The sequence below is a fragment of the Hydrogenophaga sp. genome (assembly GCF_019264445.1).
Lineage (GTDB): Bacteria > Pseudomonadota > Gammaproteobacteria > Burkholderiales > Burkholderiaceae_C > Hydrogenophaga.
On sequence record NZ_JAHVAB010000065.1, the window covers coordinates 29,302 to 55,002 of the forward strand.

Here is a 25,701-nt window from a genome sequence, read left to right on the forward strand (position 1 = left end):
CACCCATGCGATACACCGACCAAGCCCCCCAGTTCGTGCAGTTGCACCACCCCGTGCCCGGCGCTGTGCGCCCCGAGCTCATTGCGGGGCTGCAGGAAACGCCCGCGCGCATTGCGCCCAAGTTCCTTTACGACGCGCTGGGCTCCCGCCTCTTCGACGCCATCACCGAACTGCCCGAGTACTACCCCACGCGCACCGAAGCCGCGCTGTTCACCCAGCACGGTGCCGACATGGCGCGACACATGCCTGCGGGCGCGGTGCTGATCGATCTGGGGGCGGGCAGCTGCGCCAAGGCCGCGCGCCTGTTCCCGGTGCTGCAGCCGGCCGCTTACGTGCCGGTGGACATTTCGGTGGACTACCTGCGCGACACCCTGCGTGAGCTCCAGCAACGCCACAGCGAGCTGCCCATGCTCGGTCTGGGCATGGACTTCTCCACCCGCTTCACCCTGGGCGCCGCCGCCACCGAATGGTTGGCCGATCGGGGGCTGGCCGAGCAGCCCCGCGTGGTCTTCTACCCCGGCTCCAGCATCGGCAACTTTCTGCCCGACGAGGCGCTGGCCCTGCTGTGCCAGGCGCACGCGGTGTGCGAGGCCGGCGGCAGCGGGGGCGGCCTGCTCATCGGGGTGGACCGCGTCAAGCCGCGCACGGTGCTCGAACCCGCGTACGACGACGCGCTCGGCGTCACCGCCGCGTTCAACCGCAACCTGCTGCGCCACGTCAACCGCCTGCTCGGTGCCGACTTCGCGCCCGCCGCGTGGCAGCACGTGGGGCTGTACAACGCCGAGGCATCGCGCATCGAGATGCACCTGCAGGCCAGTGGCACGCAGACCGTGCGCTGGGACGGCGGCGAGCGCACCTTCGCCGACGGCGAGCGGCTGCACACCGAGAACTCGTACAAGTGGGACCCCGAAGACTTCGAAGCCCTGCTGCGCGAAGCGGGCTTTGGAGCGCCCCGCCACTGGACGGACGCGAACAACTGGTTCAGCGTGTTCTGGGCGCCGGCGTAGCCCGCACAATGGCGGGCTCCCGCGCCCGCTTTCAGACCCCTTCTGCTCGACACCATGACCCCTTCTGTTGCCCCCACCGCCCCCCGCACGGAACCGCGCCTCACCAGCCTCTCGCATGGGGGCGGTTGCGGCTGCAAGATCGCCCCCGGCGTGCTCAGCGACATCCTCAAGGGCACCAGCGCCATGCCCATCCCCAAAGAGTTGCTGGTGGGCATCGAGACCGCCGACGACGCGGCGGTGTACCAGCTCAACGACGAGCAGGCGCTGATCGCCACCACCGACTTCTTCATGCCCATCGTCGACGACCCGTTCGACTTCGGCCGCATCGCCGCCACCAACGCCATCAGCGACGTGTACGCCATGGGCGGCACGCCCATCATGGCGCTGGCGCTGGTGGGCATGCCGATCAATGTGCTGTCCACCGAAACCATCGGCAAGATCCTGGCGGGCGGCCAGAGCGTGTGCGAAGCCGCCGGCATTCCGATTGCAGGCGGCCACACCATCGATTCGGTGGAGCCCATCTATGGCCTGGTGGCGCTGGGCCTGGTGCACCCGAAGCGCGTCAAGCGCAATGCCGATGCCCGCGTGGGCGACCGCCTGGTGCTGGGCAAGCCGCTGGGAGTGGGCGTGCTGTCTGCCGCGCTCAAGAAAGAAGCGCTGCCCGCCGCCGGCTACGCGCACATGATTCAACACACCACGAAGCTCAACACCGCCGGCCCCGACCTCGCAGCGGTGGCCGGCGTGCATGCCCTGACCGACGTGACCGGCTTTGGCCTGGCCGGGCATGCCCTGGAAATGGCGCGCGGCTCCGCCACCACGGTGCGCATCGACATGGCCCGCGTGCCGCTGATCGAAGGCGTGCGCGGCTTGGCGGGCGCCGGCATGGTCACCGGCGCCTCGGGCCGCAACTGGGCGGCCTATGGCCACGAGGTGCGTCTGGGCGCAGGCCTGCAACCGGTGGACCAGGCGCTGCTGAGCGACCCGCAAACCAGCGGCGGCCTGCTCGTGGCCTGTGCGCCCGAGGCCGTGGCCGAGGTGCTCGCCGTGTTCCAGCGGCACGGCTTTGATGGCGCCACCGAAGTCGGCGAGATCGTGGCAGCGCAGGCCGACGGTGTGCGCCTGCAGGTGGACTGAGCACTGGAGGCGTTTGATGCAGCCCACACCCATCCTCGCCTTTGATGTGTTCGGCACCGTGGTTGACTGGCACGGCAGCATCGTGCGCGAGGTGCAGGCGCTGTACCCGCAGGTCGATGCCGACGCGTTCGCCACCGCGTGGCGCGCGGGCTACCAGCCCGCCATGCAGCGCGTGCGTTCGGGCGAGCTGGGCTGGACGCTGATCGACGACCTGCACCGCATCGTGCTGGACGGCTTGCTGCCCCGGTTGGGTTTGTCCCACCTCGGCGAAGGCGAACGCGATCACCTCAACCGCGTCTGGCACCGGCTGGACCCCTGGCCCGACACGGTGGCGGGGCTGACCCGGCTCAAGGAGCGGCACACGCTGTGCACGCTCTCCAACGGCAACATTGGCCTGCTCACGAACATGGCCAAGCGCGCCGGGCTGCCCTGGGACTGTGTGTTGTCGGCCGAGGTGTTTCGCGCCTACAAGCCCGACCCGCGCACCTACCTCGGCGTGGCCGAGGTGTTTCGGGTGGCGCCGTCGCAGGTGATGCTGGTGGCCGCGCACCAGGACGACCTGGCGGCCGCGCGCGCCTGTGGGCTGGCCACGGCCTACGTGGAGCGGCCGCTGGAGTTTGGGGCGGCGCGCCCCAAGGACGTGTCACCGCATGCGGCCAACACCTGGCACGCGCGCGATTTCCTGCACCTGGCCGATCAGCTCGGCTGCTGAGCGCCGCTCATTCGACGCGCACGCTCGCGGTCGCAGCAGGCGCGAGCGGCTGGCCCGTTTTCACGTTGTCCAGCAGTTCCAGCTGAAGGGTGTAGTTGCCCGCTGGCGGTGCGAGCCACACCTCGGTCTGCCCTTCCACGAACGCCATGACCGCCGGCGCGCCCGATGCGGGCGTCACCGTCAGGCGGAAATGGCCGGTGTCGGGCAGGCGCTGTGCCAGGTGGGCCACGTTGAGCGCCGAGGCGTGGAACTGCACGCGAAACGGGTTCTTCACCACCGGGCCTTCGAGCTGCAGGCTCACACCGGGCACCGAGAGTGTCCTGGGATCGGTCGCGTTTTTCTTCGTGACGGTGATGGTGGCGGGCTTGCTGTAGACGAAGTGCGGCAGGTGCTGCTGGTCGGCCAGCAGCATGCGCAGCGTGTACGTGCCCGGCGCCAGCGTGAGCACCGTTTCCATCTGGCCTTTGCCGAAGTGGATGTACTGGTCGTTGAACGGCAGCGCCTGCTTGAAGTTCAGCGGCAGGTCGCGGTTGATGAGCAGGTGGTGGTGGCCGCTTTTGGTGCGGCCCGGCTGCGCGATGGGCGCGAGGCCCCAGCCGCCCGAGAGGCCAAACTTGAGCAGGTAAGGCGTCTCGATGCGGTCGCCGTCTTTCAGGTTGGTGAAGTAGGCCTCGGCGGTGAGGCGCGGCGCGGCGGCTTGCCAGGGGTGAGGCTTTTCGGTGGCGGAGGGGCTCTGCGCCTGCGCGGCGCTGGCCATCAGCATCAACGCCAGCGTCAAGGCGTTGCGGGAGGGTATCGGGTTCATGGAGGGCATCCGTTGGATACCCCCGAGTCTATCGGCCGGCCGTGTCCGCTCAGCTGGGCCGGTAACGCGTCACAAAGGCCTGGTCGATCCGGTTCTTCCACCACCAGGCCCAGGCGCCTTCGGCGTGCAGTGGCCCGTAGGTGGCGATGGCATGGCCAGTGCCGCACGAGATCAGGTTGAGGGTGTGGCGCGGTGGCATGTGCGGCTTGAGGGGCTGGTGCTTGTGCGCGGCGAGCAGGTTGTGGGCCAGCGGCGGGCCGGCGCGCACCGCGTACACGCCGCTCCTGGCGTGGGGCAGGTCTGCGCGGGTGGACACGTCGCCTGCCGCAAACACCTCGGGGTGGCTGGTGCTCTGCTGGCAGGCGTTCACCAGCACATGCCCACCTTCCGACAAGGCCAGCCCGCTGCCCTGCAGCCACGCCGGCGCGTGGGTGCCGATGGCCAGCAGCGGCACATCGCACGCCAGGCGCGCGCCGTTGCCCAGGTGCACTTCGCCCTCCGAGATGCCGGTGCAGGCCTCGCGCAGCACGGTGATGCCGCGCCGCTTGAGCTGGTTCAGCACGCGGCGCTGCACGCCCGCGCTGTAGCCGGCCAACACCTCAGGACCACCGGTGACGAGCGTGAAGCTGGCGCCCTGCTGGCCGTTGCGGCGAATCGCCTGCTCGGCGGCGAACACGAGTTCGACGCCGCCCGCGCCCGCGCCCACCACCGCCAGCGACACCGGTTGGCGCCTGGCCATGGTCATCACCTGCGGCCACAGCGCGGTAAAGGCCTCGATGGGCCGGATCGCCAGCGCGTGCGTGGCCGCGCCGGGCATGTCGGTTTCCAGGCGCGTGCGGTCCAGGGTGGCCCCCGTGTCGATGGAGAGCACGTGGTAGCCGAGGCTGGCGGGCACGCCTTGCATGCCCTGAGCGGCGCTCACCTGCACGGTGCGTGCGCTCGCGTCGATGCCGATGCAACGTCCCTGCACCCAGCGCACGCCGGCCGCGCGCACCAGCGGCTCCAGCGCGATGCGGCCTTCGTCCTCGGTGTAGTGGCCGGCCACGAAACCCGGCGTCATGCCGCTGTAGGTCTGGTGGGGGTAGGGCGTGAGCAGCGTCACGTCCAGGTCGGCGGGCCGTTGCCGGGCCAGGCTGGCCAGCACGTGCAGGTGCGCGTGGCCGGCGCCGAGCAGCAGGAGTTTCTGGATGCCGTGGTGCATGCCCCGATGTTACGGGGTGGGCGCTGCGGCGCCTGTCGCCCAGCGCAGGTCTGTCACCCAGCCCTGGCTGGCGCTGGCGGTGTTGTCGCTGTCGGCGCCCAGCAGCACGCGTGTGACCGCCGGTGCAAGGGCTCGTGGCGTGGCGCTGCCCTGGGGCAGTTCATCGGCAAAGAGATCGATCATGTCCTGTGCCACGTCGCGCGACTCGCTCACCCAGCGGCCCAATGGCGCGCTGCGCCCCTGCAGGCTGATGTAGCGCACCCGCTTGGTGTAGGGGTTGGCGCCCTGGGTGAAGGCGGGGTGGGTGCTGTCCCACACGTAGCACAGCGTGGCCGCCGGCAGCGCCTCACCGCTCACGCTGCGCGCGATGCGCAGCACCGAGCGCTCCACAAAGGGCACGCGGTCCAGCGCGTGGTCGAACATCACGCAGACCTTGAGCGCGGCGTCGTCGCCCGCCTTGGTCAGGATGTCGGCCGGGGCGCTGCCGCCAGAGAGCGGCTGGTCCAGCCGCCAGCGCCATTGCAGCCGCGCCGGCGCGGGGCCGCGCCAGTCCTGCACGAGCGTGCCGTAGCTGGCCTCGGTGCGCACCTGCACGGCGCGCGTGTCATCGATGACGCCGGCGTCGAAGCGGGTGGGTGCAATGCGGGCCTGCTGCTTGGGAAAGCCCACGAAGCGCCACGCCGGGTTGAGCGTGCCGTCGGCTTGCAGCAAGGGCGCCAGCGCAGGCGGGGTTTGCGCCTGCAGGGCGGCCGCAGCGCTCAGCGCCAGCACCAGTGCGAGTGAGCGGGGCGCTTTCATTGGCGCTTCCAGTCGTGGTAGCGACGCACCCAGGCCAGCAGCCGCTGGGGTGCGTGCGCGCGTTTCCATTCGCCGGCCGCGTACTTGTTGGCTTCGGCCAGCGTGGGGTAGGTGTGCAGGGTGCCCAGGATCTTGTTCAGGCCCAGGCCGTGCTTCATGGCGAGCACGTACTCGGCGAGCAGGTCGGCCGCGTGGGTGCCGACGATGGTCACGCCGAGGATGGTGTCTTTCCCCGGTGGCGTGAGCACTTTCACGAAGCCCCGCGCTTCGCCGTCGGCAATGGCGCGGTCGAGGTCGTCAATGCCGTAGCGCGTCACCTCGAAAGCCACGCCCTGCGCTTTGGCGTCCTGTTCGCTCAGGCCCACGCGCGCCACTTCGGGGTCGACAAAGGTGGCCCAGGGAATCACGCGGTGGTCGACCTTGAAGCGGCGGAACTCGCCAAACAGGGCGTTGACCGTGGCGTACCAGGCCTGGTGCGCCGCGACGTGGGTGAACTGGTAGGGGCCTGCCACATCGCCCGCGGCGTAGATGTTGGGATAGATCGTCTGCAGGTATTCGTTGGTGTCCACGGTCTTGTGCGTGGGAATGCCGAGTTCTTCGAGGCCGTAGCCGCTCAGGCGCGCGCTGCGGCCCAGCGCGCAGATGAGCTCGTCAAACACGATGCGCTGTTCGACGCCGTGGTGGCTCACCACGAGCACCTTGTCGTTGCCGTCGCGCTCGCAGCGCAGGGCCTGGTGGTCGGTGCGCACCTCCACGCCGTCGGCCTGCAGGGCCTGGCGCACCGCCGCGCTCACGTCTTCGTCTTCGCGCAGCATCAGGCGTGGCGCCATCTCCACCTGTGTCACCTGCGAGCCCAGCCGGGCAAAGGCCTGCGCGAGTTCGCAGCCAATCGGCCCGCCACCGAGCACCAGCAGGCGGCGGGGCACTTCATCGAGCTGGCCGAAGCGCTCCCACAGGGTGTCGCTGGTCACGTAGCCGCTGTCTTCCAGGCCGGGCAGCGGGGGCACCAGCGGGCGAGCGCCCGCGGCAATGACGATGCTGCGCGCGGTGAGCACCTGGGTGCCCCCATCGTTGAGCGCGATCTCCACCGTCCAGGGGTTGGTGAGCCGGGCGTGGCCTTGCAGCACCTCCACGCCCAGACCGGTGTAGCGCTCCACGCTGTCGTGCGGTTCGATGGCGCGAATCACCGCCTCGATGCGCTGCATCACGGCCCTGAAGCTGAACGCGGGTTCGGTGGCGCTCAGGCCGAACTGCCCGGCGTGGCGCATCTGGTGCGCGAGCTTGGCGCTGCGGATCAGCGCCTTGCTGGGCACGCAGCCGTAGTTCAGGCAGTCACCGCCCATCTTGTGCGCTTCGACCAGCGTCACCTTGGCCTTCACCACCGCCGCGATGTAGGCCGACACCAGGCCGCCCGCGCCCGCGCCGATCACGATGAGGTTGCGGTCAAACGAGCGGGGCTTGGCGCTGCGCCAGCGCGCATACACCTGCCGGCGCTGCACGAACTGGATCACCCAGCGCGCCAGCAGGGGGAAGAGCCCGAGCAACACAAAAGAGCCCAGCAGCGCAGGGCTCAGGATGCCCTGCAGCGAGTCCAGCCGACCGAGCTGCGTGCCGGCGTTCACGTACACCACCGTGCCCGCCAGCATGCCGAGCTGGCTCACCGCGTAAAAGGTGCGGGCCTTCATGGTGGTCAGGCCCATCACGAGGTTGATCACGAAGAACGGCACCACCGGAATGAGCCGCAGCGTGAACAGGTAAAACGCCCCGTCTTTCTCGATGCCCCGGTTCACATCGGCCAGGCGCGGGCCAAAGCGCGCCTGAATGCTGTCGCGCAACAGGTAGCGCGCCACCAGAAAGGCCAGCGTGGCGCCCACGCTCGAGGCAAACGACACCAGCACCGTGCCCCAGAAGAGGCCGAAGAGCGCGCCGCCCGCCAGGGTGATGAGCGTGGCGCCTGGCAACGACAGCGCGGTGGCCGCCACATAGATCGCAAAATACGCCAGCGCCACCTGCAGCGGTGAGCGCGCGGTCAGCTCGGCCAGCGTGGCCTGGCTTTGCTGCAGGTACGACAGACTGAGGAAGCGACCCAGATCGAAAGCGAAGAAGGCCGCGATGCCCAACAGCACTGCCACGAGCAGCAAGATTTTGCGAAGGTTCACGACAGTTCCAGTGGAGGGCATGCGGGTCGGTCGACCGATCTCGGGCATTCTTACACCCTTCCTTTTTCCACCGCGACCGCACCACCCAGGACCCTGCGCTTGAGCCCCCACGACGATGTGATTCCCCGCCTGCGCCAGGCGCTGCAGGCCGCTGGCCATCCGCACGCCCTGGCCGCGCTGGAGCGCCTGCCCGACAAAGGCCTGGCGCACGACCATTTGCGCCTGGTGGGCAGCGGCGTGCTCGCGCGCATCCCCAAGCAGAGCCAGATGGGCTGGGCCGCCGCCGACAACCTGGCCTACCAGCGCGCGTGCTTCGAGCGCGCGGCCGCTGGCGGGCATGCCCCGGTCTGCCATGGTGTTTTGCCACCTTCTGCGCCGCTGCCGCGCGGTGCGCTGCTGGTGCAGGCCATCGAAGGCCGCACGGCCCGCCTGCCGGCCGACCTGGGCGCCGTGGCCCGTGCGCTGGCCGCGCTGCACGCCTTGCCCGTGCCCGAGTCCGCGCAGCGCGCACCCTTGCTGGACCCACCCGATCCGCTGCGCGCGCTCTGCGAAGAGATCGCCATCCAGGCCGGCCACCTGGCTGCGGCCGGGCTGGCGCCGGCGGTGGCGCGCCGCATCGATGCCGAAGGGCAGCGGCTGCAGAAGCGGGTGGCCAGCCACGGGCGGCCAACCGTCCACCTGATCGCCTTCGACGCCCACCCCGGCAACTTCATCGTGCAGCCCGATGGCCGCGCGGTGCTGGTGGACCTGGAGAAATGCCGCTACGGCTACCCGGGCCTCGATCTCGCCCACGCCACGCTCTACACCTCCACCACCTGGGATGTGGACAGCCACGCCGTGCTCACGCCCGGGCAGGTGGTCGCGTTCTACCGCGACTGGGCGCAGGCGGTGGGCCCGGTGGCCGCTGCTGCGCAGGCCTGGCACCTGCCGCTGCGCCGCGCCATGTGGTTGTGGTCGGTCACGTGGTGCGCCAAATGGCGCGTGACGTCGGGAGCGCGCGCCAGCGCCACGGCAGACGGCGAAGACTGGTCCGGCGAACACAGCGACGCGGCGCTGGTGGCGCATGTGCGCGAGCGCGTGGACCACTACCTCAGCGCGGCCGTGGTAAGCCGGGTGATCGACGAATTCGCTGAACTCGAAAGGGAATGGTCCGCATGACGGCTCTTTCCATCGTGATGCCCGCGCTCAACGAGGCCGCCACGCTGGCCGCCCGGCTGCAGGCGCTCGCGCCCTGGCGCGCACGCGGTGCCGAGCTGATCGTGGTGGACGGTGGCAGCACCGACGGCACGCCCGCCGTGGCGCAGGCGCATGCCGACCGCGTGCTGCAGGCCCCTCGAGGCCGTGCCTCGCAGCTCAATGCCGGCGCCTGCGCCGCCCGCGGCGAGGTGCTGCTCTTCCTGCACGCCGACACGCAGCTGCCGCCCGAGGCCGATCGCCGCATTCACGAAGCCTTGGCGGCGGGCCACGACTGGGGGCGTTTTGACGTGCGCATCGAGGGCCGCCACCCGCTGTTGCCGCTGGTGGCTGGCCTCATGAACCTGCGCTCGCGCTGTAGCGGCATCGCCACCGGCGACCAGGCGATCTTTGTGCGGCGTCGCGTGTTCGAAGCGCTCGGCGGATGTGCGCCGCTGCCCCTGATGGAGGACATCGACCTGAGCCAGCGCCTGCTGCGCGTGGGCCCACCCGCCTGCCTGCGCGAGCGCGTGCTCACCGCCGGGCGGCGCTGGGACCAGCACGGCTTCTGGCGCACCGTGCTGCTCATGTGGCGGCTGCGCGCGGCCTGGGCGCTGGGGGCCGACGCCGAACAGCTGGCACGCCGCTACGGCTACGCCCCGCGCGCGAGCGCGGCGGTGGCGGTGCTGGCCAAGGCGCCCGTGCCCGGCCTGGCCAAGACACGGCTCATGCCGGCGCTCGGCGCGGCCGGTGCCGCCCGCGCACAACGCGGGTTTGCTCTGCAGACGCTGGCCACCGCGCGCGCCGCCAGCACGGGCGCGCTCACGCTGTGGTGCGCACCCGATGCGGGCCACCGCTTCTTTCGCGCGCTGCAGCAGCGCCATGGCGTGGCGCTGGTGAGCCAGCCCCAGGGCGATCTTGGCCACCGCATGGCCACCGTCATGGCCACCCACTTCGCCCACACGCCCCAGCGCGCGCTCCTGATCGTGGGCACCGATTGCCCGGTGCTCACCCCGGCGCACCTGCAACAGGCGGCCGATGCGCTGCAGTCACACGACGCCGTGCTGATTCCGGCCGAAGACGGCGGCTACGTGCTGATCGGCCTGCGACGGCCCCTGCCCGAGGTGTTCGAGGGTGTGGAATGGAGCACGCGGCGCGTGCTGGCCCAGACCGAGGCGCGGCTGCACGCGGTGGGTGCGTCGTGGCAGGTGCTGCCTGCCTTGTGGGACGTGGACGAGCCGGCCGACTGGCGGCGGTGGCAGGCGCTCAGATCATTGAGATAGTGATCTCAGACCACCAACATGGCCACCAGCCAGGCCGCTGCGCAGGGCAGCGTCCAGGCGGGTCTGGCGGCGTTGCGCCAGAGCGAGCGAACCAGAAAAGCGTTGTACGGCAACGGTGCGAAATGCACCGCCACGGCCCAGGCCACAGGATGGTCTTGCGACAGCAGCCAGAGCGCGACAAAGCCGGTGAAGAGGTTGATGGCGCTGCCCACCCCGAGCATGTCGCGCCAGAACAGCCAGCGCCAGGGCGTCTGGCCGTGCCAGCGCTGCGCCCAGAAGCCGCTGTGCGTGGCCGGGGATTTCAATGCGCGCTCAGCACGCCCGCGCCCAGCAGCACGAAGACCAGCAGGCCCAGAGCGATGCGGTAGTAGACGAACGCCATGTAGCCGCGCGTGGACACCAGCTTCAGGAACAGCACGATCACGCCGTAGCCCACGCCAAAGGCGATCAACGTGGCCAGCGCGGTGGGGCCGGCGGCCACGGGGCTGCCGTGTTGCCAGCTGCGCAGCAGCTGGTAGAAGCCCGAGCCCATCACCGCGGGGATGGCCAGCAGGAACGAGTAGCGCGCCGCGGCCTCGCGCGTGTAGCCCATGAGCAGGCCGGCGGTGATGGTGCCACCCGAGCGCGACACGCCGGGAATCAGCGCCATGGCCTGTGCCAGGCCAAACAGCACGCCATGGCGCCAGGTGAGCTGGTCCAGCGTGCGTTCGCGCCGGCCCAGCCGGTCGGCCAGTCCCAGGATGACCGCGAAGACGATCAGCATGGTGGCGGTGATGTAGAGGTTGCGCAGCGAACCTTCAATGGCGTTCTTGAACAGCAGGCCCAGCACGACGATGGGCACGGAGCCGATGATGATCAGCCAGCCCATGCGGGCGTCCGGGTCCTGGCGGCGCGCCGGCTGTGTGAGCGACGCCCACCACGCCAGGAAGATGCGCGCGATGTCGTGCCGGAAGTACAGCAGCACCGCCAGTTCGGTGCCGATCTGCGTGATCGCCGTGAAGGCGGCGCCCGGGTCACCGCCGGACGGCAGCAGCGGGCCAATGATGCGCAGGTGGGCGCTGGAGGAAACGGGGAGGAATTCGGTGAGGCCCTGGATGAGCCCCAGGAAAGCGGCTTCAAGCCAGGCGGTGGCGGGATTCATGGGTGTTGCGGGGGTGGTGCGAGGTGGGCAAAGTATAGGCAGTGCCCACCCGCGTCACGGCGTCAGCGAAAGCGCTGGTAACCCCAGACGATGCGCAGCGCAGTGGTGATGGCGCACAGCGCCGCAAAGCCATAGGCGATCTGCGGGAACCACGCCGGCCACAGGCACATGGCGACGAAGGCGGCCAGTGTCTCGGTGGCTTCGGTCAACCCACCCAGAAAGTAGAAGCCCTTGTCGGGGAAGTCGTGGGACTGCAGGCCCCGCTGGGCCGCGACGATGGCGAAGGCCAGGAAGCTGCTGCCCGTGCCGATGAAGCTGGCGAGCAGCACCGCGGCGGGCAGGGCGTTGCGGCTGGGGTCTGCCAGGGCAAAGGCCAGGGGAATGGACGCGTAGAACAGAAAGTCGAGCGTGATGTCGAGGAAGCTGCCGCGGTCGGTGGGCTGTGTGGCGCGCGCGACCGCACCGTCCAGCCCGTCCATGAGGCGCGAGAGCAGCAGCAGCGCCAGGCCGACCAGCGGGCGACCCAGCGCAATCGCGGTGGCGGCGGCCAGCCCGAGGCCAAAGCCGATGAAGCTCAGGGCGTTGGCGTTCAGGCCCAGGCGCACCAGCGCGCTGGCCACGCGCGAGAGCAGTGGCTTGAGTGCGGTGTGCAGGGTGCGGTCAAGCATGGCCGAGGGCCATCACCTGCGCCGGGTCGGCGATGTCGGCGGCGTCGTGCGTCACCAGCACGGCCGGGATCTGCCGCGCGCGCAGGTGCCCGAACACGAACGCACGGAACTGCTCGCGCAGCGCGGCGTCCAGGCGCGAGAACGGCTCGTCGAGCAGCAAGGCGCGCGGCTGGGCGAGCAGCGCGCGCATCAGGGCCACGCGCGCACGCTGGCCACCCGAGAGGGTGGCCGGGTCGCGCGGGCCGAAACCCGCCAGGCCGGCTTCCTGCAGCGCGCGTTCCACGGCGGCGTCGCGCTCGCGCGCAGGGCCGGCGGGCACGGCGAACCGCAGGTTTTCGGCCACCGTCATGTGTGCAAACAGCAGGTCGTCCTGAAACAGCAGGCCGATGCCGCGCTGTGCGGTGGGCAGGTGGGTGAGGTCATGGCCGTCCAGCGCCACGGTGCCTTCGAAATGCAGGGCTTCGCGGTCGAGCGTGCCAGCGATGGCGGCCAGCACCGTGCTCTTGCCGCAGCCGCTGGGCCCCATGAGCGTGAGGATCTGGCCGCTCTCCACGCTCAGGCGCAGGTGCTGCACCAGGGTGTGCTGGCGCGTGGCCAGGCGCTGGATGTGCACGGACAAGGTCATGCAGGCGCCCATGTGAATCGGCGCGGGCGACCCAGCCAGGCCGCCAGCGCAAAGACCAGCACCGGCAGGGCGATCTGCAGGCCGGCGTACGCGCTGGTGAGCGAGCGCTGCCCGCCCGAGGCGAGCGTGACCGCTTCGGTGGTGACGCTGGAAAAACGGCCGGCGCCGAGGTAGAGCGTGGGCAGGTACTGCGCCACGCTCACCGCAAAGCCCACAGCCGCCGCCGAGGCCAGCGAGCGGCGCAGCAGCGGCCATTTCACGCGCCACAGAAAGCGCACGGGGCCATGACCCAGGCTCGCGTTGAGCTGTGCGTAGCGCGCATCAAAACCGAGGTACGCCGGGCTGAGCGCCAGCAGCACATACGGCAGCACCATGAGCGTGTGCGCCAGCAGCAGGCCGCTGGCCTGTCCTTCGAGCTGCAGCTGCAGGCCCACGCGGTACAAGCCCACCACCCACAGCACGGCGGGCAGCACCAGCGGCAGGTAGAGCACGGGGCGTACGGCCCGGTCCCAGCGGCGCGGCGCCACCTCCAGCCACGCCACGCTCCACACCAGCGCAATGGCGCTGCTGCCGCCGGCCAGCCACAGGGTGGTCCAGGCGGTCTGGCTGCTGTGTGCCACCTGCGCCCAGGCCGCCAGCGTCCAGGACTGTGGCCATACCTCGGGGAAGGCCCACACGCCACTTACGCTGCCCACCGCCAGCGCGAGCAGCACGGCGGCGTAAAAGCCCGTGAGCAACCACAGGTCTGCATGCAGGGGCAAGCCAGCGCCGGTGGCGGCACGCCCGCGCTGCCCGCGCCCTTGTGCAAGCGCATGGCGCCACACGCGTTGCGCGCCCAGCCATGCCGCGCTGCACACCAGCACCAGCAGCGCCAGCCACACACCGGCGGCGGCCCCTTGCGCATAGGTGGCGGGGTCCACGTCCTGCAGCCATTGCCACGCCTGCACGGCCAGGGTGGGGGGTGCGGCGGGGCCGATGACCAGGGCCATGTCCACCACCGTAAGGCCATAAGCCAGCACCGCGAGCAGTGGCCAGCGCAGGCGCACCGCCAGCTGCGGCCAGAGCACCAGCCAGAATGCGCGCTGCGGCGAGTAGCCCAGCGTCTGCGCCAGTGCATGCTCGGCGCGCCAGCGCTGGCGCACGTCGTCGCGCTGCAGCTGGGTGGCGGCGGTCCACAGCAGAAAGGGAATTTCCTTGGCCACCAGCGCCAGGATCAGTCCCAGGCCCCACGGGTCTTGCGTGGTGGGCCACGGCGGGGGTTGGTCAAAGCCGGTGAGCCAGGGCGAAAACACGCGCAGCAGCCAGCCGCTGGGCGAGAGCAGAAACAACAGGCCGATGGCCAGCGCCGCGTGGGGCGTGGCCAGCATCACCGGCAAGCCGCGCAGCAGGCGCGCCAGACCCTGGCGCACAAACCCCTGCGCCAGCAGCGCGGCGGCGCCCCACCAGGCCAGCAGGGTGGCGATCAGGCCCGTCCAGAGCGTGAGGGCCAGGGCCTGCCACAGCGCAGGGGTCTGGACCAACGCGCGCCACGCCTCGGGCTGGCTGCCGCTGTGGAGCGCCGCCAGCGCGGTCCACACCATGGGCACGGCCACCAGCGCCAGCAGCGCCGTGGCGGCGGACGCTCGAAGACGATGGGCCGACACGGTGTCAGGCGCCGTAGCGCTGGGCCCAGGCTTTCTCCAGAGGGTCGACCCACGACGCGTGCGGCTCGGGCAGCGTGGGTGCCGGGCTCTTCACCAACCCCGGCAGTTGCCCGGTGCCAAAGAGGGCGCGCTCGGGTGCGGGCAGGCGCGCCACGTCCAGCACGGTGGGGTCGCCCCAGTGGGCAATGTCGGCCTTGCGCGCCTGTGCGGCGGGCGAGAGCAGGAAGTTGGCCACGACCTGCGCACCGGCCCGGGCGCGTGCGTTGTATGGAATCGCCACGAAGTGCGTGTTGCCGATCGTGCCCTTCTCAAACTGCCAGCTCACCACCGTGGCGGGCAGGCGTTTGGCGGCGATCTCGTTGGCGGCTTCGTTCGGGTTGAAGGTGATGGCCAGCAGCAGCTCGCCGTCGGCCATCATCTGGCGCACGGCAGCCGCGTTCAGCGGGAACTGCTTGCCGCCGCGCCACAGGTGCGGGCGCAGGGCGTCCAGGAAGGGCCAGAGCGGGGCGGTCTGCGCTGCAAAGGTGGCGTCGGTGACGGGCTTGGCGAGGGCCTGGCGGTCCGGGGCGAATTCGACCAAGGCCTGCTTGATGAAGGTGGTGCCGTGAAAGTCGGGCAGGCGCGGGTGCGTGATGCGCCCGGGCTGGCTGCGCGCCAGGGCCAGCAGCGCCTGCATGCTCTGCGGTGGCTGGGGCAGGCGCTTGCTGTCGGCAAACAGGGTGAACTGCGCCATGCCCCAGGGCGATTCCATGCCTTCGGTCGGCACGGAAAAGTCGTTGAGCGTGGTGGGCTTGCCGGCGGTGTCGACCCAGCGGAAGTTGGGCTGTGCCTCGGCCCACGGGCCAAACAGCAAGCCCTCGCGTTTCATGGCGGCGAAGTTCTCGCCGTTGATCCACACCAGGTCCACCGTGCCTTCACCGGCGGCGCGGCCGGCGGCTTTTTCGGCGCGCACGCGCTTGACCACGTCGGCGGTGTCGGTGATCTTGACGTGCTGCAAGGTGATTCCGTGCGCGCCTTTCACCTGCTGCGCCACCCACTGCAGGTAGGCGTTGGTCTGCTCGCTGCCGGCCCACGCGTTCCAGTAGACGGTCTGGCCGCGGGCCGCTTTCTCGACCTCGGCCCAGGGCGCGCTGGCCTGGGCCCACACCGATGGCAGTGCGGTGCCGCCCGCGGCGAGCAGCAGGTGGCGTCGGGTGAGGTGGGGCAGGTGTGGGGGCAAGGGCGTTCTCCGGCGTGCGTTGGAGTCGGGAGCTTAGTTCAAGGCCATGCCGCGTGCACGCGCGCGGTCAAGCCGGGGATGGAGCCATGCACAGTCCAGCGACCATTTGCCCAGGCCGTGGATCGCCAGCGCGGCCAGCAGCACGCCCCAGGTGATGTGCTGCTGCAGCGCGGCGGGGGCGATCTCGGCCAGGCTGATCACCGCCACCACGTTCACCACCGACAGACCCAGCGCCGCAAACCGGCCGGCCAGGCCCAGCAAGAGCAGCACGGGCAGCACCAGCTCGCCGGTGGTGCCCGCGATGGCGGCAACCTCGGGCGGGAGCAGGGGCACGTGGTATTCCTCGGTAAACAGCAGGATCGTGGTGTCCCAGTCGCGCACCTTGGTCAGGCCGGCCAGAAAGAAGGCTTGCGCGAGGTACACGCGCGCGGCCAGTGCGGCAGCGGGTTGCGCGAGGTCGAGGGCATGGGTGACCCGCTGCCAGAGGGCCAGGCCGCGCTGCAGGAGGGAAGGGCTCGAGTTCATGGGGTTTCCTTGTGGGGTGATGGGGTGTGCGAGGCGGCGGGGTGTGCGTCGATCACGCCGAGCAACAGGCCTTGTTGCACGGCTTGGGCGAGCCAGGTGGCGAGGTCGAGTTCGTGGTCTTGCGAGGCGATGGCGTCCAAGGCTTCGGGCAGCGATGCGCCGCCCAGCGTCGCCTGCAACAGCGTGGCCTCGGCGCGCGTGCAGGCACGCATGCAGGGGCGCAGGCCCTGGCGCCAGACCACGGCAGATTCGCCCACGCCGTCGCGCAGGCGTTCGGCCGCTTGTTGCAGGCTGGGCGGGGTGTCGCCGTGCAGGTCTGCATCGGTCGGGCGGTGCGCGCCCACCAGACTCGCCACAGGCCATGGGCTGGTGAACACCGCCGTGCCGGGCGCCAGGCGCAGGGCCAGGTGCTGCGGGTCTTCGCTGCTCAGGCGCGCAAAGCTGGCGGTGTCCAGGTCGGCATCGGGTGCGCCGGCGGCGCGGTGCAGGGCCCATTCGATATGGGCCACATCGGCCAGGTAGGGCAGGTCGGTGAGCTGCGGGTGCCGCTGCAGAAAGCCGGGCAGCGCGTCGCCCCAGTGCGCCAGATCGCCGCGCGTGGGTGGGTGCTGGTGCCAGAGTTCGCGCGCCAGCGGCGCCAAGTTCTCGTCGCCCAGCAGTTGGGCCATCACTGGATAGGTGGTGCGCAGCGAACGCTCGGCCAGCGCGTGGCCGTTGGCGCGGTAGGCCATCAGGCCGCGTCCGGTGTGGGGTTGGAGCCAGGCATCGAGAGCGGGGCACACGCCCGGCTGCGTGAAGAGCGCTTCCAGCAGGGCTTGCTGTTGGTGGGCGAGCGCGGTCATGCGGGCACCGCCTCACGCGCGAGCGCTGCGCTCGCGTGTTGCCGCGCGGTGGCGGCTTCGTCCAGCAGCACAGGGAGCGCGGGCAGGTCCGTGTCCCATTCGATCAGCGAGGGCACAGCGCCAAAGCGCTGCAAGGCGTGTCGGTAGAGCGACCAGACATCGGCGCACACGCGGCTGCCGTGGTCGTCGATGACGATGTCGCCGCAGTCCACGTGGCCGGCCAGATGCAGCTCGGCCACCGTGCCCGGCGCGATGGCGTCGAGCCACTGGCGGCCACTTGCCATGGGGTTTGCGTGCGCGTCGTTGAGCGCGTTCACGAAGATGTTGTTCACGTCCACCAGCAGCTGGCAGCCGGTGCGCTGGGCGAGCGCGTTGAGGAAGGTGGGCTCGTCCATGTCGGCCACGCGCCAGCGCAGGTAGGCCGAGAGGTTTTCCACGGCGATGGGACGGCGCAGGCGGTCTTGTACGCGCTGCACGTTGGCGCACATGGTGTCGAGCGCCTCGCGGGTGAAGGGCGAGGGCAGCAGGTCCGACGCATGCAATGCCGCGCCGCCGGGCAGCACGCCGCGCGCAAAGCTGGCGTGGTCGCTCACGCGCACGGGTTCGATGTCGTGCACCAGCGCGGCGAGGTGCTCCAGGTGCCAGGGGTCGATGCCCTGTGCCGAGCCGAGCGAAAGCCCCACGCCGTGCAGGCTGATGGGGTAGCGTTCGCGGCCCTGGCGCAGCACCGCACGGGCGGCACCGCCGGGGGCGAAGAAGTTTTCGGAATGGACTTCCAGAAAGTCCAGTGCCGGCTGCTGCTCGAGCAGCTCGGCGTCATGGGGGTGCCGCCAGCCGATGCCCGTGGCGCAGGCCTTGGGTGCCTGTGGGGCGGGCTGTTCGGTGGCGGTCATGGCGAAGCCGTTGAAAGCTCGACCCGATCAGGACTTCTTCATGCCCATCTTGGCTTCGTCCGCAGTCATGCCCTTCATTTGCTTGCAGGTGCCGGCGGACACGTACTTCCACTCGCCTTTGTCGTTGTCGACCTTGGCTTGCCCTGCGCACGAGTGTGAGCCGGACAGGTTGGCGCAATCGTTCTGGCCTGCTTTGGCGATGCCGAAGCATTTTTCCTTGCCCGAGTTCTGCGCCAGGGCGGGGGTGGAGAGCAGGGCCAGCGACATCAGGGAAGTGGCGGCGGCGGCGATCAGGTGGCGTTGGTTCATGGAAAACTCCTGGTGGGTGAAAAAAGAGATGAGAAACATCAACCCGTCGCTTCTTGCCCTTGGCGGGGAAAAGTCCGGCAGGTTGAGCGTTGGTCAGGCCGCGATCGTGTTTCTTACGACGACCGCAAAAAATCTTCACAGCAGATCGGCCACGCGATCCCACGCTTGTGCGGGCACGCGCCCATGGTGACTTTCCACCACGCGGCCGCTTTTATCAAGCAGGAACAATGCAGGCAGCTGGCCTGTTGGCCCGAAGCTGTGTTCATGACCGCGTTCGCCCGCCCACAGGGTGGTGAACCGCTGGGAGGCAGGGATGGTGAGCTGAACGAGACGCTGATGCGCCTCGATGGCTGAGCGCGATGTGTCGGTGCTCACACTCACCAGCTCGAAGGGCTGGCCCTGCCAGCCTTTGACGTTGGCGCGGAGTTCGGGCATCTTGTCTCGGCAGACTGCGCAGTCGGTGGACCAGAACAACACCATCACGACCTTGCCGCGCAGTCGGGCAAGGTCAAAAGCCTGTCCATCCAGCGTGGGGCCGCGCAGTTGCGCAGGCGCGGCGGCAGGCGTGGGCGTTGCGGTTTGGGCCAGCGCGGGCGAAACCTGACGGATCAGGCCCATGCCGAGGGCGAGCCGCAACAGCGAGCGGCGTTGGGTCAAAGCGGGAGACGGGAACATGAGCACCTCCTGTGGTGCCTTTTGTCGTGCCAGGCGCCGCTTCATTACACTCAGCCCCCATGTCCACACCCCCCAACGCCACGTTTGAACACCAGGTGGCCGATTTGCGTGTGTATTTGCTCAAATTTGCGCGCCTGCAGCTGCGCAACGAGGCCTGGGCCGAAGACGCGGTGTCGGAAACCCTGCTGGCCGCGCTCAGCAAACCCCAGGCGTTTGAGCAGCGCTCGCAGCTCAAGACCTGGCTGGTGGGCATCCTCAAACACAAGATCATCGACGCCTTGCGCCACCACAGCCGTGAGGTGTGTGTGTCCGGCGGCACGGACGACGACCAGGCCGACCCGCTGGAGGACATGGCCTTCAAGGCCGACGGTCACTTTGCCGAGAAGCCCGCCGAATGGGGCAACCCCGAGCAGGACATGAACAGCCGCCAGTTTTTCGCGGTGCTGGAGGCATGCACCGACAAGCTGCCCGCCGTGCAAGGACGCCTGTTCCTGATGCGCGAGTGGCTGGAGCTCTCCAGCGAAGACATCTGTAAGGAACTGTCGCTCACGCCGACCAATCTCTACGTCCAGCTCCACCGGGCCCGTCTGCGCTTGCGCGAGTGCCTGGAGCTCAACTGGTTTGCCCGCCCGTCCACGCCATGAAACCCGTTTATCCCCTTCGCCGCACCTGCAAGGAAGCCAGCGCCCTGCTGATCGCGCGGGAAGACCGCGCGCTGCCGTGGGTGGAGCGGCTGGCCTTGCGGGTGCACCTGGCCATGTGCCAGGCCTGCCCGCGCTTTGAGCGTCAGTTGCTGACCATGCGCAACGCCATGGGGCAGTGGCGCCACTACACCGACGAGTAGGCCGCCGTCAGGCCAGCAACGCCTGGGCGAATTCGCGGGCGTCGAAGGTCTCCAGGTCTTCCAGTTTTTCGCCGACGCCGATGAAGTACACCGGCACCGGCTTCTCCCGGGCGATGGCACACAGCACGCCGCCCTTGGCGGTGCCGTCGAGCTTCGTGATGACCAGGCCGGTGAGCTGCAGCGCGTCGTCAAAGGCTTTCACCTGCATCAACGCGTTCTGGCCTGTGTTGCCGTCGATCACCAGCAGCACTTCGTGCGGCGCGCTGGGCTCGGCCTTTTGCACCACGCGCTTGATCTTGCGCAGCTCTTCCATCAGGTGCAGCTGGGTGGGCAACCGCCCAGCGGTGTCCACCAGCACCACGTCGCGGCCGCGCGCCTTGCCGGCGGTGACCGCGTCAAAGCTGACGGCGGCCGGGTCGCCGCCCTGCTGCGTGATGATCTCCACCGTGTTGCGATCGGCCCAGACGGCGAGCTGCTCTCGCGCGGCGGCGCGAAAGGTGTCGGCCGCCGCCAGCAGCACGGTCGCGCCGCCATCGGCCAGGTGGCGGGTGAGTTTGCCGATGGAGGTGGTCTTGCCTGCGCCATTGACGCCCGCCACCATGATCACGGTGGGTTTGTGCTCGCCGATCACCAGCGGCTTTTGCAAGGGCGCGAGCAGGTCGGCGATGGCGTCGGCCAGCAGGCCCTTGACGGCCGCCGGGTCGGTCGTCTTGCTCTCCTTGACGCGCCGTTTGAGATCGTTGAGCAGGTGCGTGGTGGCTTTCACGCCGGTATCGGCCATCAGCAGCGCCGACTCCAGCTCGTCGTACAGCGCATCGTCGATCTGCGTGCCGGTGAATACCGTGGCAATGCCCGAGCCGGTCTTGCGCAGACCGGCCTTGAGCTTGTCCAGCCAGCCCTGACGCGGCGGGGGGGCCGAAGGCGCTGGCACCGGCGGCGGTGCCGTCACTGCGGGCGCTGGTGCCGATGCTGCCGGGCTTGCCGGGGCGGTTGGGGGAGGGGGTTTTTTGCGAAAGAACGAGAACATTTTTCCATCTCTAGAATCCATTGCATTCTATGAAACGCCCCATGCCGCTGTTTGACACGCGCCTGACCGCGCTCCTGATGGCCCTGGCGATGCTGGGTTCGCCCGCGCAAGCTCAGCCCACCGCACCCCAGCCTTCAACGCCCGCCGCCAGTGCCCAGGGCACCCAGGCGCAGCGCTTCACGCTGGCCAACGGCATGACGCTGATCGTGCGTCCCGACCGCCGTGCGCCCACCGTGGTGCAAATGCTGTGGGTGCGCGTGGGCTCCATGGACGAAGTCGATGGCACCAGCGGCGTGGCGCACGTTCTCGAGCACATGATGTTCAAGGGCACGCCGGACCTGGCGCCCGGCGAGTTTTCGCGCCGCGTGGCGGCCATCGGGGGCGTGGACAACGCCTTCACCAGCCGCGACGCGACGGCCTACCACCAGCAGGTGCCCGCGCGCCGGCTGGAGACCGCGATGCAGCTGGAAGCCGACCGCTTCGCGCGCAACCAGTGGTCCGACGAGGAGTTCCGCCGCGAGGTCGAGGTGATCAAGGAAGAGCGGCGCCAGCGCATCGAAGAGTCGCCGCGTGCCCGCATGTTCGAGGCGCTCAGCGCCACCGTCTACCAGGCCAGCCCATACCGCCGCCCCGTGATCGGGTGGATGAACGACATCGAGGCCATGACGCCCGACGACGCCCGCGCGTTCTACCGCCGCTGGTACGTGCCGGCCAATGCGGCCCTGGTGATCGCCGGAGACGTCGATGTGGCGCAGGTCCGCGCCCTGGCGGAAAAGCACTTCGGTGCCATTCCTGCGGGCGCTGCGTTGCCCCAGCGCAAGCCGCGCGAAGAGCCCGAGCAGGCTGGCCCACGCCGCATCGAATACCGCGCCGTGGCCGATCAGGCGCTGGTGGCGCTGGCCTACAAGGTGCCCCAATGGCGCGGCGCCGACGTCGACAACGACACCGACCGCGATGCCCTGGCGCTCACCGTGCTGTCGGCCGTGCTCGATGGCTACGACGGCGCGCGGCTGGACCGCGCGCTGGTGCAGGGCGCGGGCACGGGCGGCAAGCGCATCGCCGACAGCGCGGGATCGTCCTATGGCCTCATGGGGCGTGGTCCCCAGCTCTTCACGCTCAGCGCCGTGCCCGCGCGCGGCGTGACGCCAGAGATGGCGTCGGCCGCCCTCAAGGCGGAAGTGGCGCGCATCGCCCGCGAGGGCGTGCAGGCGGCGGAGCTGCAGCGCGTCAAGACGCAGTGGACGGCCGGGGAAATCTACAAGCTCGACTCGGTGGCCAGTCAGGCGCGTGAGCTCGGCAGCTACTGGATCAACGGCATGCCGCTGGACACGGGCGAGCGCCTCATTGCGCGATTGCGCGGCGTCACCGCCGAACAGGTCCAGTCGGTGGCGCAGCGCTACTTCAGCGATGAACAGCTCACCACGGGCGTGCTCGTGCCCGACGCCTCTCGCCGCGCAGCAGCGCCTGCAACGCAGCCTTCCGGCACGAACCCCACGCCTTTGCGCCAGTGACGCGAGCCCGCATGACCATGATCCCGTTCGCCTCTCGCCTCCCGCGCCTCACCTGGCGCGCCGGGCTGACCTCGCTTCTGCTAGCCACACTGGGTGTTGCCAACGCCGCCATCCCGATCGAGCAGTGGACGCACACCAGTGGCGCCCGCGTGCACCTGATCAACAGCCCGTCGATCCCCATGCTCGACGTACAGATCGATTTCGATGGCGGTCGTCGCCGCGACCCCACCGCCCTCGCGGGCCTGGCGGGCGCAACGGCGGGCCTGCTCTCGGGTGGCGTTGCGGCGCAGGCTGGACAGCCCGCGCTCGATGAAAACGCCCTGAGCGAAGCCTGGGCCGACCTCGGCGCCCAGTTTGGTGCGCAGGCCACGCTGGACCGTTTCAGCGTGTCGCTGCGCAGCCTGACCGACCCCGAACTGCTGGACCGCGCCGTGGCCCTGGCAGCGCGCCAGCTTGCCGCACCCGCCTGGCCGCAGCGCGTGTGGCAGCGCGACCGCGAGCGCGCACTGGCGGCGCTCAAAGAGGCGGAAAACCGCCCAGGCACCCTGGCTGGCCGCACTTTTTCCCAGGCCGTGTACAGATCCCATCCGTATGGCCTGCAGGCCGACGCAGCGAGCTACAACGCCATCACCGTGGCCGACATGCGCGCGTTCTACCAGCGCCATGTCACCAGTTGCCGTGCGCAGGTGTCCATGGTCGGCGCAATCGACCGCGCTGCGGCCAACCGCATCGTCGACCGCCTCATGGCCGCGGTGCAGCCCCACGGCTGCACTGCGTTGCCCGAGCTTGCGCCGGTACAGCCCTTGCAGGCGGCGGTGGATCAGCGCCTGCCATTTGCGGCCGCCCAGGCCCAGGTGCTGGTGGGGCAGCCCGGTGTGGCGCGCACCGACCCCGACTTCCTGCCCCTTTTCGTGGGCAACTACGTGCTCGGCGGGGGTGGTTTTGTTTCTCGCCTCATGACGGAAGTGCGCGAGAAGCGCGGCCTCACGTATGGCGTGTCCAGCTACTTCGTGACCGGTCGCCAGGCGGGCTCATTCCAGATCAGCCTGACCACCCGACCCGATCAGGCGGCCCAGGCGGTGGACGTCGTGCGCGAGGTGGTGCGCCAGTTCGTCGCGCAGGGCCCGACCGATGCCGAGCTGCAAGCCGCCAAGGACTTCCTCATCAACGGTGAGGCGCTGCGGCTGGACAGCAACCGCAAGCTGCTCGACAACGTGGCCAACATCGCCTGGAATGACCTGCCGCTCAACTACCTCGACACCTGGGCGCAGCAGGTTGAAAAGATCACGGTGGAGGACATCCGCCGTGCCTACGCCCGTGTGCTTCAACCCGATCGCATGGTGACCGTGGTGGTTGGCGCGCGCCCCTGATGAATGGCGCATGCCTTCGCACAGACCCATGAACCAACCCCAACCACCCCGTACCGCCAAGGCACCCCAAGAGGTGCGCATCATCGGTGGCCTCTGGAAGAGAACCCGCCTGCCGGTGGCCGATCGGCCGGGGCTGCGTCCCACGCCCTCGCGCGTGCGCGAGACGCTGTTCAACTGGCTGGGCCAGGACCTCAGTGGCTGGCGCTGTATCGACGCTTTTGCCGGCACCGGAGCGCTGGGCCTGGAGTCCGCGTCGCGCGGTGCGGTGGAGGTGGTGCTGGTGGAGCAGGACAGTGCGCTGCTGGCCAACCTGAGCCGCATTACCACGCAGCTGAAGGCCGCGGGCGTGCGAGTGGAGCGTGGTGATGGCGTGGCCGCGCTGCGGCAGCGAGCAGGTCAGGGCTTTGATGTGGTGTTTCTGGACCCACCCTTTGGTGACGGTCAGAACGATGCGCTCTACACCGCCGCGCTGGGCGCCGCGCGCCATGCGGTGCGCGAAGACGGACTCATTTATCTGGAAGCCCCGCGCGTCTGGGGCGACGACGAGCTGGCTCAGCTGGGCCTGCAACTTCATCGGCAGGGCAAGGCGGGTGCGGTGGCCTTTCACCTGTTGCGGCCATTGCCTGCGCAGTGAGCGGGGCCGCGAAGCCCCTCGCGCATAATCTTCGGCATGAGTTCAGCGCTTGCAACATCCGGCGCCGCAGGCCGCGTGGCGGTCTACAGCGGTACCTTCGACCCCATCACGCTGGGGCATGAAGACGTGGCCAGGCGTGCCGCGCTGCTCTTCGACGAAGTCATCGTCGCCGTGGCGATCGCCCACCACAAGAAGACACGCTTTGCGCTGCAGGAACGGCTGGACATGGCCGCCGAAGCCGCCGCGCGCATGCCGGGTCGCGTGCGCGTGCTGCCCTTCGAGGGTCTCATCATGGATTTCTGCCGCCAACACGGTGCCACCGCCGTGGTGCGCGGCATCCGCAACCTCACCGACTTCGATTACGAAGCCCAGATGGCCGCCATGAACCGCAAGCTGAACCCGGCGGTGGAGACGGTCTTTCTCCTGCCGCAGGCCGAGTTGCAATGCATCTCCAGCACGCTGGTGCGCGAGATCTTCCAATTGGGCGGTGATGTCTCGCAGATGGTGAGCGGCGCGGTGGCGGCTCGCCTGGCCCCCAAGCCCTTGCAGGCCTAGGAGCGTTTGCCATGGCTTTGCTGATCACCGACGAATGCATCAACTGCGATGTGTGCGAGCCCGAGTGCCCGAACCAGGCGATCTACATGGGCGAGGAGATCTACGAAATCGACCCTGCGCGATGCACCGAATGTGTGGGGCATTTTGACGAGCCGCAGTGCGTGCAGGTGTGCCCGGTGAACTGCATCCCGGTGCATCCCGACCACATCGAGTCGCGCGAGACCCTGTGGCAGAAGTACCAGCGCCTGCAAAAGGCCGGTCAGCCCTTGTCCGCAGCGGATGAGGTTCCACCGCCGGCTTCGGTCTGAAGCGGGCTTGACGGCGGCGCGGGCCGGGGTGGCTTCGGTCGGGGTGGCTTGCTGGTGTGGATCAGCGCAGTGGCCTTGTCCATCTCGCCGGCGATCAACTGTGGCAACGCCTTGAGCGATCGGTCCATGGCTTGGGCTATCGCAATGCGGTCGTCGGGCGACGGCTTCTTCAGGACCCAATGGGCCACTTCGTTCTTGTTGCCTGGGTGGCCAATGCCCACGCGCAGGCGCCAGTAGTCGGCGCTGCCCAGCTGGGCATGAATGTCGCGCAGGCCGTTGTGCCCCGCGTGCCCGCCGCCCTTCTTGAGCTTTACCTCGCCGGCAGGCAGGTCCAGTTCGTCGTGAACCACCAGCACCGCCTCGGGCGCGATCTTGAAGAACCGCGCCACGGAAGCGACCGACTTGCCCGATAGGTTCATGAAGGTTTGCGGCTCGACCAGCCAGACGCTGTGCCCTGCCACGCTGGCCCTGGCCACCAAACCAAAGTGACCGCGCTCCATCTGCAGCGGTGCCTTGAGCAGGCGGGCCGCTTCATCCACCCACCAGAAACCAGCGTTGTGGCGCGTTTGTTCGTACTCCGGACCCGGGTTGCCCAGGCCGGCAATGAGTTTGATCATGTGCGGGATTATCGACAGGTCAG

General features: G+C 69.4%; 29 protein-coding genes. 12 read left to right on the forward strand and 17 right to left on the reverse strand.

Annotated elements, in window-relative coordinates; translation table 11 throughout:
- Positions 1–5: 5 nt before the first annotated feature.
- The 3 genes from egtD to KXJ60_RS13670 are packed head-to-tail and all read left to right on the forward strand — an operon-like array spanning position 6 to position 2,853.
- Positions 6–1,007, forward strand: coding sequence for an L-histidine N(alpha)-methyltransferase (egtD, locus tag KXJ60_RS13660; protein WP_291128771.1), 1,002 nt, complete (start codon positions 6–8; stop codon positions 1,005–1,007).
- 54 nt (positions 1,008–1,061) lie between these two features.
- Entirely contained in the window at positions 1,062–2,141 is a 1,080-nt protein-coding gene (gene selD, locus KXJ60_RS13665) for a selenide, water dikinase SelD (protein WP_291128774.1), read from the forward strand.
- A gap of 16 nt (positions 2,142–2,157) precedes the next feature.
- Positions 2,158–2,853: a haloacid dehalogenase type II gene (locus KXJ60_RS13670; RefSeq protein WP_291128777.1), complete on the forward strand. Its 696-nt coding sequence runs from the start codon at positions 2,158–2,160 to the stop codon at positions 2,851–2,853.
- Positions 2,854–2,860: 7 nt separating this feature from the next.
- Here KXJ60_RS13670 and KXJ60_RS13675 read toward each other — a convergent pair whose 3' ends face one another.
- Genes KXJ60_RS13675 through KXJ60_RS13690 form a run of 4 tightly spaced genes read right to left on the reverse strand, consistent with a single transcriptional unit; the run spans position 2,861 to position 7,816 of the window.
- Entirely contained in the window at positions 2,861–3,658 is a 798-nt protein-coding gene (locus KXJ60_RS13675) for a DUF4399 domain-containing protein (protein ID WP_291128780.1), read from the reverse strand.
- 49 nt (positions 3,659–3,707) lie between these two features.
- A complete protein-coding gene (locus KXJ60_RS13680; protein ID WP_291128783.1) occupies positions 3,708–4,859 on the reverse strand; it encodes an FAD-dependent oxidoreductase in 1,152 nt (383 codons plus the stop codon).
- A gap of 9 nt (positions 4,860–4,868) precedes the next feature.
- On the reverse strand, positions 4,869–5,657 hold the full coding sequence (locus KXJ60_RS13685) for a DUF3047 domain-containing protein (RefSeq protein WP_291128786.1): 789 nt from the start codon (positions 5,655–5,657) through the stop codon (positions 4,869–4,871).
- The gene (locus KXJ60_RS13690; protein WP_291128790.1) at positions 5,654–7,816 is read right to left on the reverse strand and encodes a bifunctional TVP38/TMEM64 family protein/FAD-dependent oxidoreductase; all 2,163 of its coding nucleotides are present in this window, start codon (positions 7,814–7,816) and stop codon (positions 5,654–5,656) included. The genes KXJ60_RS13685 and KXJ60_RS13690 overlap by 4 nt, the downstream gene beginning before the upstream one ends.
- A 99-nt stretch (positions 7,817–7,915) precedes the next feature.
- On the opposite strand from KXJ60_RS13690, the gene KXJ60_RS13695 reads away from it, so the two are divergent.
- Complete coding sequence (locus tag KXJ60_RS13695; RefSeq protein WP_291128793.1) at positions 7,916–8,974, forward strand: phosphotransferase; 1,059 nt, start codon at positions 7,916–7,918, stop codon at positions 8,972–8,974.
- Complete coding sequence (locus KXJ60_RS13700; RefSeq protein WP_291128795.1) at positions 8,971–10,272, forward strand: TIGR04283 family arsenosugar biosynthesis glycosyltransferase; 1,302 nt, start codon at positions 8,971–8,973, stop codon at positions 10,270–10,272. The genes KXJ60_RS13695 and KXJ60_RS13700 overlap by 4 nt, the downstream gene beginning before the upstream one ends.
- A 5-nt stretch (positions 10,273–10,277) precedes the next feature.
- Here KXJ60_RS13700 and KXJ60_RS13705 read toward each other — a convergent pair whose 3' ends face one another.
- The 11 genes from KXJ60_RS13705 to KXJ60_RS13755 form a co-directional block, all read right to left on the reverse strand.
- Complete coding sequence (locus tag KXJ60_RS13705) at positions 10,278–10,577, reverse strand: hypothetical protein (protein WP_291128798.1); 300 nt, start codon at positions 10,575–10,577, stop codon at positions 10,278–10,280.
- Complete coding sequence (locus KXJ60_RS13710) at positions 10,574–11,413, reverse strand: undecaprenyl-diphosphate phosphatase (protein ID WP_291128801.1); 840 nt, start codon at positions 11,411–11,413, stop codon at positions 10,574–10,576. The genes KXJ60_RS13705 and KXJ60_RS13710 overlap by 4 nt, the downstream gene beginning before the upstream one ends.
- Positions 11,414–11,475: 62 nt before the next feature.
- Positions 11,476–12,081, reverse strand: coding sequence for a CDP-alcohol phosphatidyltransferase family protein (locus KXJ60_RS13715; RefSeq protein WP_291128806.1), 606 nt, complete (start codon positions 12,079–12,081; stop codon positions 11,476–11,478).
- Positions 12,074–12,706 (reverse strand): ATP-binding cassette domain-containing protein, encoded by a 633-nt coding sequence (locus tag KXJ60_RS13720; RefSeq protein WP_291128809.1) that lies wholly within the window; start codon positions 12,704–12,706, stop codon positions 12,074–12,076. The genes KXJ60_RS13715 and KXJ60_RS13720 overlap by 8 nt, the downstream gene beginning before the upstream one ends.
- Positions 12,703–14,349: an ABC transporter permease gene (locus tag KXJ60_RS13725; protein ID WP_291128812.1), complete on the reverse strand. Its 1,647-nt coding sequence runs from the start codon at positions 14,347–14,349 to the stop codon at positions 12,703–12,705. Before KXJ60_RS13725 ends, KXJ60_RS13720 begins: the two co-directional genes overlap by 4 nt.
- A gap of 4 nt (positions 14,350–14,353) precedes the next feature.
- Positions 14,354–15,568 carry an ABC transporter substrate-binding protein gene (locus tag KXJ60_RS13730; RefSeq protein ID WP_291128815.1) on the reverse strand — a complete coding sequence of 405 codons (1,215 nt, stop codon included), beginning with the start codon at positions 15,566–15,568 and terminating at the stop codon, positions 14,354–14,356.
- Between the two features lie 33 nt (positions 15,569–15,601).
- Positions 15,602–16,093 carry a DoxX family protein gene (locus tag KXJ60_RS13735; RefSeq protein WP_291128818.1) on the reverse strand — a complete coding sequence of 164 codons (492 nt, stop codon included), beginning with the start codon at positions 16,091–16,093 and terminating at the stop codon, positions 15,602–15,604.
- Entirely contained in the window at positions 16,090–16,935 is an 846-nt protein-coding gene (locus tag KXJ60_RS13740; RefSeq protein ID WP_291128820.1) for a DNA-binding domain-containing protein, read from the reverse strand. Before KXJ60_RS13740 ends, KXJ60_RS13735 begins: the two co-directional genes overlap by 4 nt.
- On the reverse strand, positions 16,932–17,828 hold the full coding sequence (locus KXJ60_RS13745; RefSeq protein ID WP_291128822.1) for a DUF692 domain-containing protein: 897 nt from the start codon (positions 17,826–17,828) through the stop codon (positions 16,932–16,934). The genes KXJ60_RS13740 and KXJ60_RS13745 overlap by 4 nt, the downstream gene beginning before the upstream one ends.
- Before the next feature lie 27 nt (positions 17,829–17,855).
- On the reverse strand, positions 17,856–18,137 hold the full coding sequence (locus tag KXJ60_RS13750) for a DUF2282 domain-containing protein (protein WP_291128825.1): 282 nt from the start codon (positions 18,135–18,137) through the stop codon (positions 17,856–17,858).
- A 135-nt stretch (positions 18,138–18,272) separates the two neighbouring features.
- A complete protein-coding gene (locus tag KXJ60_RS13755; RefSeq protein WP_291128827.1) occupies positions 18,273–18,812 on the reverse strand; it encodes a TlpA disulfide reductase family protein in 540 nt (179 codons plus the stop codon).
- A 59-nt stretch (positions 18,813–18,871) separates the two neighbouring features.
- Here KXJ60_RS13755 and KXJ60_RS13760 point away from each other — a divergent pair, with 59 nt between their 5' ends.
- Together KXJ60_RS13760 and KXJ60_RS13765 are read left to right on the forward strand one after the other, a co-directional pair.
- Positions 18,872–19,456 (forward strand): sigma-70 family RNA polymerase sigma factor, encoded by a 585-nt coding sequence (locus KXJ60_RS13760; RefSeq protein ID WP_291128829.1) that lies wholly within the window; start codon positions 18,872–18,874, stop codon positions 19,454–19,456.
- Complete coding sequence (locus tag KXJ60_RS13765) at positions 19,453–19,656, forward strand: zf-HC2 domain-containing protein (protein WP_291128832.1); 204 nt, start codon at positions 19,453–19,455, stop codon at positions 19,654–19,656. The genes KXJ60_RS13760 and KXJ60_RS13765 overlap by 4 nt, the downstream gene beginning before the upstream one ends.
- A gap of 7 nt (positions 19,657–19,663) precedes the next feature.
- On the opposite strand, the gene ftsY is transcribed toward KXJ60_RS13765, so the two are convergent.
- Positions 19,664–20,683 carry a signal recognition particle-docking protein FtsY gene (gene ftsY / locus KXJ60_RS13770; RefSeq protein WP_291128835.1) on the reverse strand — a complete coding sequence of 340 codons (1,020 nt, stop codon included), beginning with the start codon at positions 20,681–20,683 and terminating at the stop codon, positions 19,664–19,666.
- 77 nt (positions 20,684–20,760) lie between these two features.
- On the opposite strand from ftsY, the gene KXJ60_RS13775 reads away from it, so the two are divergent.
- The 5 genes from KXJ60_RS13775 to KXJ60_RS13795 are packed head-to-tail and all read left to right on the forward strand — an operon-like array spanning position 20,761 to position 25,061.
- Positions 20,761–22,194 (forward strand): pitrilysin family protein, encoded by a 1,434-nt coding sequence (locus KXJ60_RS13775; RefSeq protein WP_291128992.1) that lies wholly within the window; start codon positions 20,761–20,763, stop codon positions 22,192–22,194.
- A gap of 17 nt (positions 22,195–22,211) precedes the next feature.
- Positions 22,212–23,564: a pitrilysin family protein gene (locus tag KXJ60_RS13780; RefSeq protein WP_291128994.1), complete on the forward strand. Its 1,353-nt coding sequence runs from the start codon at positions 22,212–22,214 to the stop codon at positions 23,562–23,564.
- Positions 23,565–23,592: 28 nt separating this feature from the next.
- Positions 23,593–24,198: a 16S rRNA (guanine(966)-N(2))-methyltransferase RsmD gene (gene rsmD / locus KXJ60_RS13785; RefSeq protein WP_291128838.1), complete on the forward strand. Its 606-nt coding sequence runs from the start codon at positions 23,593–23,595 to the stop codon at positions 24,196–24,198.
- 36 nt (positions 24,199–24,234) lie between these two features.
- Positions 24,235–24,753 carry a pantetheine-phosphate adenylyltransferase gene (gene coaD, locus KXJ60_RS13790; RefSeq protein ID WP_291128840.1) on the forward strand — a complete coding sequence of 173 codons (519 nt, stop codon included), beginning with the start codon at positions 24,235–24,237 and terminating at the stop codon, positions 24,751–24,753.
- A gap of 11 nt (positions 24,754–24,764) precedes the next feature.
- A complete protein-coding gene (locus tag KXJ60_RS13795) occupies positions 24,765–25,061 on the forward strand; it encodes a YfhL family 4Fe-4S dicluster ferredoxin (protein ID WP_291128848.1) in 297 nt (98 codons plus the stop codon).
- Here KXJ60_RS13795 and pth read toward each other — a convergent pair.
- A complete protein-coding gene (gene pth, locus KXJ60_RS13800) occupies positions 25,013–25,678 on the reverse strand; it encodes an aminoacyl-tRNA hydrolase (RefSeq protein WP_291128851.1) in 666 nt (221 codons plus the stop codon). The genes KXJ60_RS13795 and pth overlap by 49 nt on opposite strands.
- Positions 25,679–25,701 lie beyond the last annotated feature (23 nt).

Excerpts from the sequence above, each read along its gene's own strand:
- KXJ60_RS13700 (WP_291128795.1), top strand. The coding sequence starts at position 8,971 with ATGACGGCTCTTTCCATCGTGATGCCCGCGCTCAACGAGGCCGCCACG.
- KXJ60_RS13760 (WP_291128829.1), top strand. The coding sequence starts at position 18,872 with ATGTCCACACCCCCCAACGCCACGTTTGAACACCAGGTGGCCGATTTG.
- KXJ60_RS13710 (WP_291128801.1), bottom strand. The coding sequence starts at position 11,413 with ATGAATCCCGCCACCGCCTGGCTTGAAGCCGCTTTCCTGGGGCTCATC.
- KXJ60_RS13675 (WP_291128780.1), bottom strand. The coding sequence starts at position 3,658 with ATGAACCCGATACCCTCCCGCAACGCCTTGACGCTGGCGTTGATGCTG.
- pth (WP_291128851.1), bottom strand. The coding sequence starts at position 25,678 with ATGATCAAACTCATTGCCGGCCTGGGCAACCCGGGTCCGGAGTACGAA.
- KXJ60_RS13775 (WP_291128992.1), top strand. The coding sequence starts at position 20,761 with ATGGCCCTGGCGATGCTGGGTTCGCCCGCGCAAGCTCAGCCCACCGCA.
- selD (WP_291128774.1), top strand. The coding sequence starts at position 1,062 with ATGACCCCTTCTGTTGCCCCCACCGCCCCCCGCACGGAACCGCGCCTC.
- ftsY (WP_291128835.1), bottom strand. The coding sequence starts at position 20,683 with ATGTTCTCGTTCTTTCGCAAAAAACCCCCTCCCCCAACCGCCCCGGCA.
- KXJ60_RS13755 (WP_291128827.1), bottom strand. The coding sequence starts at position 18,812 with ATGTTCCCGTCTCCCGCTTTGACCCAACGCCGCTCGCTGTTGCGGCTC.
- KXJ60_RS13740 (WP_291128820.1), bottom strand. The coding sequence starts at position 16,935 with ATGACCGCGCTCGCCCACCAACAGCAAGCCCTGCTGGAAGCGCTCTTC.
- KXJ60_RS13715 (WP_291128806.1), bottom strand. The coding sequence starts at position 12,081 with ATGCTTGACCGCACCCTGCACACCGCACTCAAGCCACTGCTCTCGCGC.
- KXJ60_RS13720 (WP_291128809.1), bottom strand. The coding sequence starts at position 12,706 with ATGACCTTGTCCGTGCACATCCAGCGCCTGGCCACGCGCCAGCACACC.
- KXJ60_RS13680 (WP_291128783.1), bottom strand. The coding sequence starts at position 4,859 with ATGCACCACGGCATCCAGAAACTCCTGCTGCTCGGCGCCGGCCACGCG.
- KXJ60_RS13670 (WP_291128777.1), top strand. The coding sequence starts at position 2,158 with ATGCAGCCCACACCCATCCTCGCCTTTGATGTGTTCGGCACCGTGGTT.
- KXJ60_RS13795 (WP_291128848.1), top strand. The coding sequence starts at position 24,765 with ATGGCTTTGCTGATCACCGACGAATGCATCAACTGCGATGTGTGCGAG.
- egtD (WP_291128771.1), top strand. The coding sequence starts at position 6 with ATGCGATACACCGACCAAGCCCCCCAGTTCGTGCAGTTGCACCACCCC.
- coaD (WP_291128840.1), top strand. The coding sequence starts at position 24,235 with ATGAGTTCAGCGCTTGCAACATCCGGCGCCGCAGGCCGCGTGGCGGTC.
- KXJ60_RS13685 (WP_291128786.1), bottom strand. The coding sequence starts at position 5,657 with ATGAAAGCGCCCCGCTCACTCGCACTGGTGCTGGCGCTGAGCGCTGCG.
- KXJ60_RS13750 (WP_291128825.1), bottom strand. The coding sequence starts at position 18,137 with ATGAACCAACGCCACCTGATCGCCGCCGCCGCCACTTCCCTGATGTCG.
- KXJ60_RS13745 (WP_291128822.1), bottom strand. The coding sequence starts at position 17,828 with ATGACCGCCACCGAACAGCCCGCCCCACAGGCACCCAAGGCCTGCGCC.
- rsmD (WP_291128838.1), top strand. The coding sequence starts at position 23,593 with ATGAACCAACCCCAACCACCCCGTACCGCCAAGGCACCCCAAGAGGTG.
- KXJ60_RS13780 (WP_291128994.1), top strand. The coding sequence starts at position 22,212 with ATGATCCCGTTCGCCTCTCGCCTCCCGCGCCTCACCTGGCGCGCCGGG.
- KXJ60_RS13735 (WP_291128818.1), bottom strand. The coding sequence starts at position 16,093 with ATGAACTCGAGCCCTTCCCTCCTGCAGCGCGGCCTGGCCCTCTGGCAG.
- KXJ60_RS13765 (WP_291128832.1), top strand. The coding sequence starts at position 19,453 with ATGAAACCCGTTTATCCCCTTCGCCGCACCTGCAAGGAAGCCAGCGCC.